Source organism: Sciscionella marina DSM 45152 (genome assembly GCF_000379465.1).
GTDB classification, from domain to species: Bacteria; Actinomycetota; Actinomycetes; order Mycobacteriales; family Pseudonocardiaceae; genus Sciscionella; species Sciscionella marina.
Genome location: NZ_KB905392.1, coordinates 496,560 through 508,845, shown reverse-complemented (window position 1 = coordinate 508,845; position 12,286 = coordinate 496,560). Strand labels below are relative to the sequence as shown.

The following is a 12,286-nucleotide window of genomic DNA, read 5'->3' as shown; positions in this document are numbered from 1 at the left end:
ACAGGACTAGCTCTGTGCCCGCAACCGCCACAACACGGTGCGTTCGGCGGCTCGCGCGGCGTGCAGCGGATCGCTGGAATCCTTGCTGCGCTTGTGCTTCGGGCTCGCTTCGAGTCGCCCGGCCACGGTGAGCCCGGCCGTGGCGAACATTCCGTTCAACTCCTCGCGCCCGCGAAGACCGAGGTGCTCGGCGAGGTCGGAGAGGATCAGCCAGCCCTCCCCGCCCGGATTCAGGTGCTGCACCAGTCCGGTGAGAAAGGCGCGCAGCATTCGGCTTCCCGGGTCGTAGATGCCCTGTTCGAGCTCGGAACTCGGGGCCGAGGGCACCCACGGCGGATTGCACACCACCAGATCCGCGCGCGCCGGCGGGAACAGGTCGGTCTCGCGTACCTCGACCACATCCGCGAGGCCGAGCCGATCGATGTTGTCCCGGGCGCACGCGATGGCGCGCGGATTGGTGTCCGTAGCGAGCACCGGGGCCAGGCCGCGGCGGGCCAGCACGGCGGCGAGCACCCCGGTCCCGGTGCCGATGTCGAATGCGGTCCCACCGCCCGGCAACGGCGCCTCGGCGACCAGATCCACGTATTCCCCGCGCACCGGGGAGAACACGCCGTAGTGCGGATGGATCCGATCGGAGAGCGCGGGAACGTACACGCCCTTCTCCCGCCACTGCTGCGCGCCGATCATGCCGAGCAGTTCGCGCAGTGACAGGGGGAACGCCTCGTCCGACGGGCATCCCGCGGCCAGGCAGGCCTCCCGCACATCCGGGGCACGGCGCAGCGGGATGACGCAGCCGGGCTCCACCGGGATCAGCAACCGGCCCAGGATCTCCGCCTGTTCCGCGGTGGCGCGGCGCTGTGCCGCGAAATCGCGCGGTGGTCTTCTTTTGCGGGCCCGCCGTCCCATGGCCGCCAGCAACTGGCGGGCGTTCTGGTAGTCCCCGTGCCACTCGATGCGGGTACCGGAACGGGCCAGCCGGTACGCCGCATCGGCGGTCAGCTCATCCGTGCCGCGCACCACATCCCCGGGTCCGGCACCCGGGGATGTGCGGGTAGTACCAGGTCGATCGCCCATCGCCATGCACCCCGTTTCGTCTGGTTCACACCCACACGAGAAAATGTATCGGAGAACTGGGAGGTGGCGTGGAGGAACTCGGCGAGGTACTCGGAGTCGGCGCGCTCGTTCTGTTGCTCGCGGTGCTCGCCGTACGGGTCTTCGCCCGAGTCGGGCTGCCCTCGCTGTTGCTCTACCTCGGTATCGGGGTCGTGCTCGGCGAATCCGGCTTCGGCATCGAGTTCAGCAACGCCAAACTCACCGAATCGCTCGGGCTGGCCGCGCTGGTGCTCATCCTGACCGAGGGCGGAATCACCACCAAATGGCGCGAGGTCAAACCGGCGCTCGGGGTCGGGATCGCACTGTCCACGGTCGCGGTACTGGTGTCCATCGGTGTCACCGGGACTGCGTTGCACTACCTGATCGACCTGGACTGGCGCACCGCCCTGCTCTGGGGCGCGGTGCTCTCTTCGACCGACGCGGCCGCCGTGTTCAGCGTGCTGCGCACCGTCGGAGTGCCCAAGCGCATCGCGGGCGCGCTCGAACTCGAATCCGGGATCAATGACGCACCCGTGTACCTCGCCGTCGTGCTGCTTGCCTCCGGTGAACAGTTCAGCTGGCAAACCCCCTTGGTGGTGATCTACGAGCTCATTGCAGGCGCGATCATCGGCGGTGTGCTCGGTGGTGCGGGTTCCTGGCTGATGCGGCACGTGGCGCTGCCCGCGACCGGCCTCTATCCGCTCGCCGCGGTCGCGGTGTGTGTGCTGGCCTATTCCTCGGGCGAGCTTGCCGGTGCCTCCGGACTGCTCGCCACCTACGTGTGTGGGGTGGTGCTCGGGAACTCGAAGCTGCCGCACCGCTCGGACACGCTGTCGTTCGCCGAGGGGCTCGGCTTGCTCGCGCAGATCGGGTTGTTCGTGCTGCTCGGGCTCTACATGTCCCCCGAGAAGATGCTCGAGGCGATCGTGCCCGGGATCGTGGCGGGGCTGGTGCTATTGTTCCTGGCCCGGCCGGTCTCGGTGTTCTTGTCCACGGCGCCGTTCCGGCTGCCCTGGCGCGAACAGGTATTTCTGTCTTGGTCCGGGCTGCGCGGGGCGGTGCCCATCGTGCTCGCGATGATCCCGCTCACCGAGGGAGCGCCGCGCGCCGCACTTCTCGTGAACACGGTCTTCGTGCTCGTCGTGCTGCTCACCCTGTTCCAGGGCGGCACCCTCCCGGTACTCGCCCGGATCCTCGGCCTGCGCCAGCGCGGCCAGCCGACCGAGCTCGAGGTGGACGCCGCACCACTGGACACGCTCGGCGCGGAGCTGCTGCAGGTGCGCATTCAGGAGAGTTCGAAACTGCAGGGGGTCTATCTCTCCGAGCTGCGGCTGCCGAAGGGGGCGACGGTCAGCCTCGTGGTGCGCGAAGGCGAAGGGTTCACCCCGGACTCGTCCACCCGGCTGCGCCGGGCCGACCAGCTGCTCGTGGTGGCCACCGAAGCCGCGCGGGAGAAGACCGAACGGCGGATCCGTGCCGTGGACCGGGCCGGCAAACACGCCACCTGGCGCGGGGAGACGGGCAAATAGGTTTCTCTGGCCGGTTTGCTCGGCTGCTGTGGTTTGCGTCTCAGCGCGAGGCGTTCGGGCTTTACCGGTGTGCGCCGACTCCGTTATGGTCTTTCGCGAAAGGTCATGAGTGCCAGCGACAAGCCCCGGCTAGCTGGCCGGCAACCCTCCTTCCGCGGTGGGGTGCCCCGGGTGACGACCTGGCCACGTGGGAACGCCACGGGCAAGCGCGGACCCCTCGCGGAAGGGTCCTCGAACCCCGGAGGGAAACTCGATGACCATCGCACCAGTTCGCCCCGCCGCGTACTCCGCCCCGACGCGCGCCGCCGTTCCCGGTGTCCGCTGCGCCGGGGTGCCCGCCCCGCTCGTGGACGGGCGCCGGGTGGAATACGCGAACCTCGACCATGGGGCGAGCGCGCCGTGTCTGGACGCGGTCGCCGATGCCGTGGACGAATTCCTGCCCTACTACGCGAGTGTGCACCGCGGGGCCGGTTACTTCTCGCAGATTTCCACCAAGGTGTATGAGGGTGCGCGGGCAAACCTGCGCGCGTTCACCGGGGCACGCGACCGGGACGCGGTGGTGTTCACCCGCAACACCACCGATGCGCTCAACCTGCTCGCCGAATCGGTGCCACGGGGCACTTCCGTGGTGCTCTTCGACACCGAACACCACGCCGCCCTGCTTCCCTGGCGCGGCCGGGTCACCCACGTGCCGACCCCGCGCGATGTCCACAGTGCACTGTCCGAAGTGGACATCGCACTGGCGGAGAGCCCGGAAGGGCCGCGGCTGCTGGTCGTGTGCGGCGCCTCGAATGTGACCGGGGAACTGTGGCCGGTCGCCGAACTCGCCGCGATCGCGCGCCGCCACGGTGCCCGCACCGTGCTCGACGCGGCCCAGCTCGCCCCGCACCGCCCGGTGGACATCAGCGCGCTCGACGTGGACTACGTGGTGCTTTCCGGGCACAAGTGCTACGCGCCCTACGGAGCCGGTGCGCTGATCGGCCGCGCGGACTGGCTCAACGCCGCGCAGCCGTACCTCGCGGGCGGGGGAGCCACCAAACTGGTCAACGAGCAGCTCGGGGTGTCCTGGGCGAAGGTGCCCGAACGGCACGAGGCCGGTTCGCCGAACGTGATCGGGGTGCACGCGCTCGCGGTGGCGGCCAAGTCGCTCGGGTGGAGTGCCGCCGCGGTCGCCGAACACGAGAACGCGTTGCTCGACCGGTTGCGCGCCGGGTTGGCCACGATCCCCGGGGTGCGTGAACTCTCTCTGTTCGACGGCGCGCGCGAACGGGTCGGCGTGGTCAGCTTCACTCTGGACGGGATCGAGTCCGGGCTGCTGGCCGCGGTGCTCTCCGCCGAGCACGGCATCGGCGTGCGGGACGGGAAGTTCTGCGCGCACATCGCCACCGGGCGGCTGCTCGCCGAGTCCGGCGCCGAGACGGAGACCGCGGTGCGGGTCTCGATCGGGCTCGGCACCCGGGCCGAGCACATCGAACGCCTGCTCGCCGCGCTGCGCGCGATCGTGCTCTACGGGCCCTCCTGGGACTACGCGATCGTGGACGGGAAGTACGCCCCGAGCCCCGACCCGCGTCCGCTGCCCGCCTTCCTGGAAGAATAGGCGAGGTGAGCGAAGGCGGCGAGGACACGGCGCACCCCGAGGGCGCGCGGACGGGGGATGGTCCGGAGGTGGCGGAACACACCCGATCGCTGCCCACACGCAGGATCGGTGTGCTGGCGATCGTCGCCCTCGTCTGGCTCGCCGTGGACGTGGTGAGCAAACTGCTCATCGTGGCCTACGTCGAGGGGAACGCTCCGATCAGGCTGCTCGGCGGGCTGCTGTGGATCTCGGTGACCCGGAACTCCGGTGCCGCCTTCGGCATGGCCAACGGGATGACCTGGGTGCTCTCGCTGATCATGATCGCGGTGATCGTGGCCATCGTCTGGATGGCGCCCCGGTTGCGCTCGACCGGCTGGGCCATCGGGATCGGCCTGGTGCTGGCCGGGGCGCTGGGCAACCTCGCCGACCGGGTCTTCCGTGCGCCGGGGCCGCTGCGCGGGCACGTGGTGGACTTCCTGTCCTTCCTGAACCCGTACGGCACCGGGTTCGCGATCTTCAATCTCGCCGACACCGGAATCACCGTCGGCGGTGCACTGCTCGTGCTGCTCGTGCTGCTCGGCAGGGACTACGACGGACGGCGCACCAAGGACAAGCCGGACAGCGAGGACACCGAGTCCGGGAACGGGGCGAAGGCGTGAGGCAGCAGCGCACCCTCCCGGTGCCCGAAGGCCTTGCCGGGATGCGGGTGGACGCGGGCCTGGCGAAACTGCTCGGTCTGTCCAGGACGGTCGCCGCGGAGCTGGCCGCCGAGGGCGATGTGCTGCTCGACGGGTCCGCGGTGGGCAAGTCCGACCGGCTCGTGCCCGGTGCCTGGCTGGATGTGACCCTGCCCGAACCGGAGCAGCCGCTGCGCGCGCGTCCCGAACCGGTCGACGGACTGCGCATCGTGGGCGAGGACGACGACCTGATCGTGGTGGACAAACCGGTCGGGGTGGCCGTGCATCCCTCGCCCGGCTGGACCGGTCCCACCGTGATCGGCGGGCTCGCCGCCTCCGGGGTGCACCTGGCCGAATCGGGCGCCGCCGAACGTCAGGGCGTGGTGCACCGGCTGGATGCCGGCACCACCGGGGTGATGGTGCTCGCCAAGAGCGAGCGCGCTTACACCCTGCTCAAGCGCGCGTTCAAGGAACGGACCGTGGACAAGGTCTACCACGCGGTCGTGCAAGGACATCCGGATCCCACTCAGGGCACCATCGATGCGCCCATCGACCGGCATCCACGGCACGACTACAAGTTCGCGGTCGTGGAGGGCGGGAAGCCGAGTGTGACCCACTACGAGGTCATCGAGGCGTTCCCGGCGGCCTCCCTGGTGGAGGTACATCTGGAGACCGGCCGCACGCATCAGATCCGGGTGCACTTCTCCGCGCTGCGCCATCCCTGTGCCGGTGATGTCACCTACGGCGCCGATCCGCGGCTGGCCGAGCAGCTCGGGCTCACCCGCCAGTGGCTGCATGCGCACGAACTCGCCTTCGAACACCCCGGCGACGGCAGGCGGGTGTCCTACACGAGCGAGTACCCGGCCGATCTGGCCGCCGCGCTGGAGACACTGCGCAGCGCTTAGTTCGTACAGCTCCCTTCGCTACAGCTCCCAGGTGAGCCCGCCGCGCTGAGAGTCGGGCCGGGCAAGCCAGCGGATCTCGAGGACGCGGGTGCGCTCGTTGAGGATGTAGACCGCGTGCCCGCCGACGGTTTCCCCCGGGGGAACCCCCATCGTGTGTGGTGGCCGCGAGGACAGCGAGATCGCCGCTTTCGCGATGGAGTGCCCCTCCGCGGTGTAGAGCATCAGGTACTGGTCGGGCAGCGTCTGGTAGGTGCGGGAACCGCGATTGGTGAGCTCGGTGTGCACCACGACCGCGCGCTCGGTCCCGCCGAGGGTGTACCCGGCCGCGGTGTAGAGAGCGTCGGCGGGGTCCACGACCTCGACCAGCCGGACGCTGATCGGATCGCCTTCCAGGCCCGTGGTGTCCAGCCGTTCGCCGACCTTCCCGCTCGCGGCCGGGCCGTCCGGGGTGCTCGGGGCCGGTTTCTCGGTGCCCGCGGCCGGTTCGTCCCCGCGCGCCCAGGCCGCGCTCTGCGGCGGCCCGAAGATGCTGAGCGGATCGGCGGGCGGCGGCTCCTGGGGCGCGGGTGGCTCGGCGACCGCGGGAATCCGCGCCACCGAACCTGCCTGCTGCGGCGCGGAGGCCGGATAGGGTCCGCTCTGCGCGCCCGGCTGCGGATACGGCCCGGGCTGCTGCACCGGCCGCGGCCCCGGGGTCTGGGCCGGATAGGGGCCGGGAGCCGTATTGGGCGCCGCCTGGTTCGGCGCCGGGTAGGAGCCGGGCGGCGGCTGCGTCGGGTGGCCGGGCCGGGCGTATCCGGGATGCGGCTGGCCCGGGTACTGCTGGCCTGGGTACTGGTTGCCCGGGTACTGGGGCCGGTGTTGCGCGGCCTTGGCGGCGGCGACCGTCCCGCGTAGCCGTTGCTGATCGCATTCCGCGCCGACCACGAGCGGCAGCCCGCTCGCCGAGAGGTTGATCAACCGGGTGGCCACCTCGCGGGGGTCCATCCCGAGGCGCGCGGCGAACTCGTGCACGGCCCCCTTGCCTTCCTCGGCGAGCAGCGCGAGCAGCCGCAGATCGGCGGGATCGGTGGGGTTCGGCATGGTCACGTGCGCACGCTACCCCGATCGGGCGGGTCCGGTGCGGGGGAGGTGCGGGCCGGAGCGTTGCCCGCCCGTCTGCCACAAGATACCGTCAGTACTGCAGGTAAGTCATCCTCGCGGGCGGCAAGGAGGCCGTATGCGCACCGAAGATGAGCGGAACGGGACCGGGATCGTCACCGAGATCGCGATTGTCGGCAGCGGGTTCTCCGGCATGTGCACCGCGATCAAGCTCGCCGAGGCCGGGATCACCGACTACGTGATCCTGGAGAAGGCCGAGGAGGTCGGCGGCACCTGGCGGGAGAACACCTACCCGGGCTGCACCGTGGATGTGGCCTCCCCGCTCTACTCCTTCTCCTTCGAGCCGAACCCGGACTGGTCGCGCACCTACGCCGGCCAGGAGGAGCTGCTCGGCTACGCCCGCGAGCTCGCTGCCAAGTACCGGCTGCGGGAGCGCACCCGGTTCGGCACCGAGGTGCTCGGCGGCAGTTTCGACGAGGACGAGGGCATGTGGTCGCTGGAGACCTCGGGTGCCCCGGTGCGCGCCCGGATCGTGGTGCTCGCCTGCATCAGCCTGCATTTCCCGCACATCCCCGAGATTCCGGGGCGGGACCGCTTCACGGGCCCCTCGTTCCATTCCGCGCGCTGGCGCCACGACTACGACTTCACCGGAAAACGTGTCGCCTCCTTCGGAACCGGGGCGAGCGCGGTGCAGTTCGTGCCGCAGCTGGCCAAGCGCGCGGAGCGGCTCACCGTGTACCAGCGTTCGGCGGGCTGGGTGCTGCCCAAACTCGATCTCGAACTGACCGCTCCGGTACGGGCCGCGTTCCGTAACCTCCCTCTGGCGCAGAAAGCCTTGCGTGCGGCCATTTTCAGCGGACACGAGCTGCTGCACCACGCGCAGTTCAATACCCGGCTGCTCGGTGCCTTCGAGGCGCTGTGCCTGCGCGCGCTGCGTAACCAGGTGCCCGATCCGGAGACCCGCGCGAAGCTCACCCCGGACTACCGGTTCTCCTGCAAGCGGCCTATGGTCGCGAACGACTACTACCGCACGTTCTCCCGGGACAACGTGGACCTGATCACCGACCGGGTCACCGAGATCGACGCGACCGGGGTCATCGACGAGACCGGGCGGCGCACCGAGGTGGACGCGATCGTCTGGGGCACCGGATTCCACGTGCAGGACATGTACAAGTACTTCCCCGATCTGCGCGTGGACGGGGATTCGCTCGTGGACCGGATCGACCGGGAGGGCCTGGAAGGGTACCGGGGGATCGCGATGCGCGGGGCGCCGAACGTGTTCACCGTCGTCGGGCCGAACTCGGTGCGCGCGCACACCTCGTTCCTGCTGACCATCGAGGCGAACAGTGCGCACGTGGTTAGGCTGATCGCCGCGATGCGCAGGCAGGGGATCAGCCGCATCGAGATCGGTGAGCGCGCGCAACGGGAATTCACCGAATGGGCGCACGGAACACTGCGCGAAGCAGTGTGGTCCATCGGCGGCTGCACGAGCTATTTCATCGACGAGAACCGGGTCAACCGGATCGCCTGGCCAGGATCGGCGCCGCACCAACGCCTGACGATGCGCGGGATCGATCTGCGGCAGTTCGACGTCCGCTACGGTCAGGGACGCACCGCGGGCCGGTCCGGATGGTCGAAGCGGACGAGCACATCCGCGCTGGCCTCCGGATCGAATTCGGCACGGTAACGGCGGAACGCGGGCAGCGTCCAGCGTTCCTGCGCGGGAAGTTCGCGTTCCAGGGTGCGCCCGGAAAGGCCGAGGTGCACCGTGAGGTCGGTGGGGAAACCCTTGTGCAGCAACAGGGTTCCGGCGAGCAGCAGTATCGCGTGCTCCGGCTGCTCGCGATACCCGGCCCGGGTGGCGCGGTCGGTGCGCGCGTCCCACAGGGAGGGGAGCACCGAGCACGGACCGGTGCGGGTCCACCGGTCGAAGACCTCACGGCGCAGACCGGCGGCGTCGAGCCAGTCCTCGTAGTAGGAGTCCGGGTCCTCCCGGCCGCGTTCGAACCGCAGCGAGGCGGGCAGCAGGAAGTCCCGCGCGTCCACCCGCTGCACCGGAAAACCCCGTTCCCGCAAGGGATCCACGAGATCCTCGGCGAACCGCTCGGGTTCGGCGACCGGGGCGGCGTCCACGAGCACCGCGCAGCGGCCCGGGCGGGCGCGGTCGGCGATCAGCTCGGCCAGCTCGGTGCGCAGCACTCCCGGGGTGATCGCCCGCATCGGTCCTCCTTGCCGTGCTCTTTCCGGGTGGCTACCGTGATCCGGTGGCCGAGATCATGGTTTTTCATTCGGTGTATGGGCTGCGCCCGGCCGTGCGCGCGGCGGCGGACCGGCTGAGCGCCGCCGGACATACCGTACGCGTCCCCGATCTGTTCGAGGGCAACACGTTCGACCGGATCGCCGACGGGCTGGCCTATCGCGACGAGCTCGGCAGCGATGTGCTCACCGAACGTGCCCAGCGGGCGTGTGCCGAACTGCCACGGGCAGCGGTGTTTCTCGGCTTCTCCCTCGGCGCTTCCCTCGGGGTCCGGCTCGCCAAGCGGTGTGCCTTTTCGGCGCTCGTGCTGTTGCACGACGGGACCTGTGTTCCCGAGGCGGCGCGACTGCCTGCGCAGATCCATGTCGCCGAGCCGGACGAGTTCGTGGAGGAACCCGATCTCGTCGCCTGGTCCGGGTACGGGGCGCAGGTATTCCGCTACCCGGGGTGCTCGCACCTGTACACGGATGACGCGACGGCCGAGCACCGGGAAGCCGACACCGCCGCGGCGCGGGAAACCTGGTCCCGGATCACCGCGTTTCTCGCCGAACGGGATCGCGTGGCGCAGGGGGCTTGACCAGTTTCAGCCCGATCACCGAGCCCACGATCCCGGCGAGCAGGGCCAGCCGCACCGCAGAGACCGCTTCCTCGCCGGTGAGCATGGCATAGGTGACGGTCAGCGCCGCCCCTATCCCGGTCCACACCGCGTAAGCGGTGGAGATGGGGATGCCGCGCATCGCGTAGCCGAGCCCGGTCATGCTCAGTATCAGGGCGAGCGCGAAGATCGTGACCGCGACCGGTTCGGTGAACCCGTTGGAGGCGCCGAGCGCGGTGGCCCACACCGCCTCGAGCACCGCGCTGAGCAACAGCACGAGCCAGGACGATCCGGCGCTTGTGTTCGGTTTCCATGTCATGTCAGCTCACCACCTTCAGCCCGGCGACACACCCGATGAGAACCAGCAACAGCAGCGTGCGGGCGAGCGTGGCGCGTTCCGCGCGGCGCACGATCGCGAGTACCGCGGTCAGTACCGCGCCGATCCCGACCCACACGGCATAGGAGGTGCCGGTCGGGATGGAGGTCATGGCGAAGGAGAGCCCGGCCATGCTCGCGATGAGAGAGACGACGAACAGAATCGTCGGTTTGGGTTTCCGGAATCCGTTCGATGCCGAGAGCGCGGTGGCCCACACCGCTTCCAGCATTCCGGAGCAGATCAACACAATCCAGCTCATGACAAAACCTTCACGGCAGTCTTGTCGCTGTGCGGGTACTGCTCCCTCGTCCGCGAGCCGCCTCCAGGCGGCTCCTATTTCCGATGATAGCAATCGGTCGGCCCAGGGCAAGGCCTTGAGGCGGTGAGACCGGTCATCACCGATGCCCGGTCGCGGTGTCCCCGGACAGTCGCTGCGCCAGGTACACCGGGATGGTGGAGACCAGGATCAGCACGGTGGCCACCACGTTCACCACGGGGGCCTGATTCGGCCGGGCGAGGTTGTCCATGATCCACACCGGGAGCGTTTTCATGCCCGCGCCGATGGTGAACTGAGTGACGATGATTTCGTCGAAGGAAAGCGCGAAAGCGAGCAGTCCACCGGCGAGCAGCGCCGAACGAAGCACCGGGAAGGTGATCAACCGGAACGTGGTGAACCCGTTCGCGCCGAGGTCCATCGAGGCCTGCTGCAGGTTGGTGCCGCTGCGGCGCAGCCGGGCGAGGATGTTGTTGAAGGCGGTGACGATGCAGAACGTGGAATGCGCGACCACCACGGTGAAAAAGCCGAGCTGGACCCCGAGCATCGTGCGGAAGGCGTTGTTCAGCGCGATTCCGGTGACGATGCCGGGCAGCGCGATCGGCAGGATCAGCAGCAGGGAAACCGTGTCCCTGCCGAAGAATGTGTAACGCTGCAGCGCGAACGCGGCCATCGTGCCCAGCAGCAGGGAGATGACCGTGGCGATCAGTCCCACCTCGACACTGGTCACCAGCGCGTCGATGGCGCCGGAGTTGCCTGCGGCGTGGCCCCACCAGTCGAGGGTGAACCGCACCGGGGGCCAGCCGAAGGTCGTGTCGGCGTTGAACGAGTTGAGCACCACGACTAGCAGCGGGAAATAGATCACCACCAGCCCGGCGATCAGGGCGAGCAGAAGCAGGTTCCGCGAGGTACGGGATCGGGTCATGGTTGTCTCACAGATTGTCGAGCGCACCGGTGCGGCGCACGGCGAACAGGTAGAGCAGGATGATCACCACGGGGATGGTGGCCACGGTCGCGGCGAACGGAAGATTGTTCGCGGCACCGACATTGGAGTAGACGACGTTGCCGAGCATCTGCGAGGTCCCGCCGACGATCTGCACCGCGATGTAGTCCCCGAGGGACAGCGAGAAGGTGAAGATCGAACCGGCGATCACCGAGGGGAACACCATTGGGAAGATCACCGAACGGAAGGTGCGCCAGCCCCGCGCGCCGAGATCCGTGGACGCCTCGATCAGGGACTGTGGCAGCTGCCCGAGCCCGGCGTACACCGGAAGGATCATGTACGGCAGCCACAGGTAGGAAAGCGTGATCAGGGTGGCCGTCACGCCGTAACCGGGACTGTCCAATCCGAACGGGTGCAGCAGCCAGCCGATGAGCCCGTTCGGCGCCAGCATGGTGCGCCACGCGTAGGCCTTCACCAGATAGCTCGCCCACAGTGGGGTGAGGATCGCGATCACCAGTATCCGTTGCGCGCGAACGGATGCGTAGCGCGCCATGTAGTAGGCCATGGGGAAGGCGATCAGCGCGTCGATGAGGGTCACCCCGACGGCGACGCCGAGCGTGCGAAAGGTGATCGAGCGATAGACCCCGTCGGAGAACAGGCTGACGAAGTTGTCCACGTTCCAGTCGCGGACGGTCTCCCCGGTGAAGCTGTCGGTCGTCCAGAACGCGGAGACGAACAGGGCGGCGAGCGCGGCCAGATAGGCGAGGCCGAGCCAGAGCATGGGCAGCGACAGCAGCCCGGCGAGGCGAAGCCGGGGCCGTGCGTAGCCGAAGCTGGAGAGCCGGTCGGAGAATCGGGTGCGCTGTGCGGTGTTCGTAGTCATGTGAGGCGGTCCTTTCCGAGCATCGCAGGGCCGCCTGCGGCCCGAGGAGCGCAGGCAAGGCCGCGTCGGGGCAGCAGG

The 12,286-nt window shown here is 69.2% G+C and carries 13 protein-coding genes and 2 riboswitches; of the genes, 6 read left to right on the top strand and 7 right to left on the bottom strand.

Annotated elements, in window-relative coordinates; translation table 11 throughout:
- Positions 1 to 6: 6 nt before the first annotated feature.
- Positions 7 to 1,074, bottom strand: a complete 1,068-nt coding sequence (locus A37U_RS0119425; protein ID WP_240437614.1) for a methyltransferase — start codon at positions 1,072 to 1,074, stop codon at positions 7 to 9.
- 68 nt (positions 1,075 to 1,142) lie between these two features.
- Between A37U_RS0119425 and A37U_RS0119420 the strand changes: the two genes are divergently transcribed.
- From A37U_RS0119420 to A37U_RS0119405, 4 genes are all read left to right on the top strand, one after another.
- Complete coding sequence (locus tag A37U_RS0119420; RefSeq protein ID WP_020498333.1) at positions 1,143 to 2,621, top strand: potassium/proton antiporter; 1,479 nt, start codon at positions 1,143 to 1,145, stop codon at positions 2,619 to 2,621.
- Positions 2,622 to 2,722: 101 nt separating this feature from the next.
- A riboswitch (SAM riboswitch) is annotated at positions 2,723 to 2,836 on the top strand.
- A gap of 38 nt (positions 2,837 to 2,874) precedes the next feature.
- The gene (locus A37U_RS0119415) at positions 2,875 to 4,218 is read left to right on the top strand and encodes an aminotransferase class V-fold PLP-dependent enzyme (protein WP_020498332.1); all 1,344 of its coding nucleotides are present in this window, start codon (positions 2,875 to 2,877) and stop codon (positions 4,216 to 4,218) included.
- Between the two features lie 5 nt (positions 4,219 to 4,223).
- Complete coding sequence (gene lspA / locus A37U_RS0119410) at positions 4,224 to 4,856, top strand: signal peptidase II (protein ID WP_020498331.1); 633 nt, start codon at positions 4,224 to 4,226, stop codon at positions 4,854 to 4,856.
- A 41-nt stretch (positions 4,857 to 4,897) separates the two neighbouring features.
- Entirely contained in the window at positions 4,898 to 5,779 is an 882-nt protein-coding gene (locus A37U_RS0119405; RefSeq protein ID WP_051111692.1) for an RluA family pseudouridine synthase, read from the top strand.
- Positions 5,780 to 5,797: 18 nt separating this feature from the next.
- Here A37U_RS0119405 and A37U_RS0119400 read toward each other — a convergent pair whose 3' ends face one another.
- The gene (locus tag A37U_RS0119400) at positions 5,798 to 6,862 is read right to left on the bottom strand and encodes a hypothetical protein (RefSeq protein ID WP_040588181.1); all 1,065 of its coding nucleotides are present in this window, start codon (positions 6,860 to 6,862) and stop codon (positions 5,798 to 5,800) included.
- A 136-nt stretch (positions 6,863 to 6,998) separates the two neighbouring features.
- On the opposite strand from A37U_RS0119400, the gene A37U_RS44295 reads away from it, so the two are divergent.
- Positions 6,999 to 8,567, top strand: a complete 1,569-nt coding sequence (locus tag A37U_RS44295) for a flavin-containing monooxygenase (protein ID WP_020498328.1) — start codon at positions 6,999 to 7,001, stop codon at positions 8,565 to 8,567.
- Here A37U_RS44295 and A37U_RS0119390 read toward each other — a convergent pair.
- Positions 8,483 to 9,100, bottom strand: a complete 618-nt coding sequence (locus A37U_RS0119390) for a nucleoside/nucleotide kinase family protein (protein WP_020498327.1) — start codon at positions 9,098 to 9,100, stop codon at positions 8,483 to 8,485. The genes A37U_RS44295 and A37U_RS0119390 overlap by 85 nt on opposite strands.
- 44 nt (positions 9,101 to 9,144) lie before the next feature.
- On the opposite strand from A37U_RS0119390, the gene A37U_RS0119385 reads away from it, so the two are divergent.
- A complete protein-coding gene (locus A37U_RS0119385) occupies positions 9,145 to 9,714 on the top strand; it encodes a dienelactone hydrolase family protein (protein ID WP_020498326.1) in 570 nt (189 codons plus the stop codon).
- Here A37U_RS0119385 and A37U_RS0119380 read toward each other — a convergent pair.
- The 4 genes from A37U_RS0119380 to A37U_RS0119365 form a co-directional block, all read right to left on the bottom strand.
- Complete coding sequence (locus A37U_RS0119380; RefSeq protein WP_020498325.1) at positions 9,668 to 10,051, bottom strand: DMT family transporter; 384 nt, start codon at positions 10,049 to 10,051, stop codon at positions 9,668 to 9,670. The genes A37U_RS0119385 and A37U_RS0119380 overlap by 47 nt on opposite strands.
- A gap of 1 nt (position 10,052) precedes the next feature.
- Complete coding sequence (locus tag A37U_RS0119375) at positions 10,053 to 10,367, bottom strand: DMT family transporter (protein ID WP_020498324.1); 315 nt, start codon at positions 10,365 to 10,367, stop codon at positions 10,053 to 10,055.
- A gap of 11 nt (positions 10,368 to 10,378) precedes the next feature.
- A riboswitch (guanidine-III (ykkC-III) riboswitch) is annotated at positions 10,379 to 10,444 on the bottom strand.
- 59 nt (positions 10,445 to 10,503) lie between these two features.
- Positions 10,504 to 11,307: an ABC transporter permease gene (locus tag A37U_RS0119370; protein WP_020498323.1), complete on the bottom strand. Its 804-nt coding sequence runs from the start codon at positions 11,305 to 11,307 to the stop codon at positions 10,504 to 10,506.
- A 7-nt stretch (positions 11,308 to 11,314) separates the two neighbouring features.
- The gene (locus tag A37U_RS0119365) at positions 11,315 to 12,208 is read right to left on the bottom strand and encodes an ABC transporter permease (RefSeq protein WP_020498322.1); all 894 of its coding nucleotides are present in this window, start codon (positions 12,206 to 12,208) and stop codon (positions 11,315 to 11,317) included.
- Positions 12,209 to 12,286: the final 78 nt, after the last annotated feature.

Bases quoted from the DNA above. Each gene is read 5' to 3' on its own strand.
- A37U_RS0119370 (WP_020498323.1), bottom strand. From the start codon at position 11,307: ATGACCCGATCCCGTACCTCGCGGAACCTGCTTCTGCTCGCCCTGATC.
- A37U_RS0119400 (WP_040588181.1), bottom strand. From the start codon at position 6,862: ATGCCGAACCCCACCGATCCCGCCGATCTGCGGCTGCTCGCGCTGCTC.
- A37U_RS0119375 (WP_020498324.1), bottom strand. From the start codon at position 10,367: ATGAGCTGGATTGTGTTGATCTGCTCCGGAATGCTGGAAGCGGTGTGG.
- A37U_RS0119365 (WP_020498322.1), bottom strand. From the start codon at position 12,208: ATGACTACGAACACCGCACAGCGCACCCGATTCTCCGACCGGCTCTCC.
- A37U_RS0119425 (WP_240437614.1), bottom strand. From the start codon at position 1,074: ATGGGCGATCGACCTGGTACTACCCGCACATCCCCGGGTGCCGGACCC.
- A37U_RS0119415 (WP_020498332.1), top strand. From the start codon at position 2,875: ATGACCATCGCACCAGTTCGCCCCGCCGCGTACTCCGCCCCGACGCGC.
- A37U_RS44295 (WP_020498328.1), top strand. From the start codon at position 6,999: ATGCGCACCGAAGATGAGCGGAACGGGACCGGGATCGTCACCGAGATC.
- A37U_RS0119390 (WP_020498327.1), bottom strand. From the start codon at position 9,100: ATGCGGGCGATCACCCCGGGAGTGCTGCGCACCGAGCTGGCCGAGCTG.
- A37U_RS0119380 (WP_020498325.1), bottom strand. From the start codon at position 10,051: ATGACATGGAAACCGAACACAAGCGCCGGATCGTCCTGGCTCGTGCTG.
- A37U_RS0119405 (WP_051111692.1), top strand. From the start codon at position 4,898: ATGCGGGTGGACGCGGGCCTGGCGAAACTGCTCGGTCTGTCCAGGACG.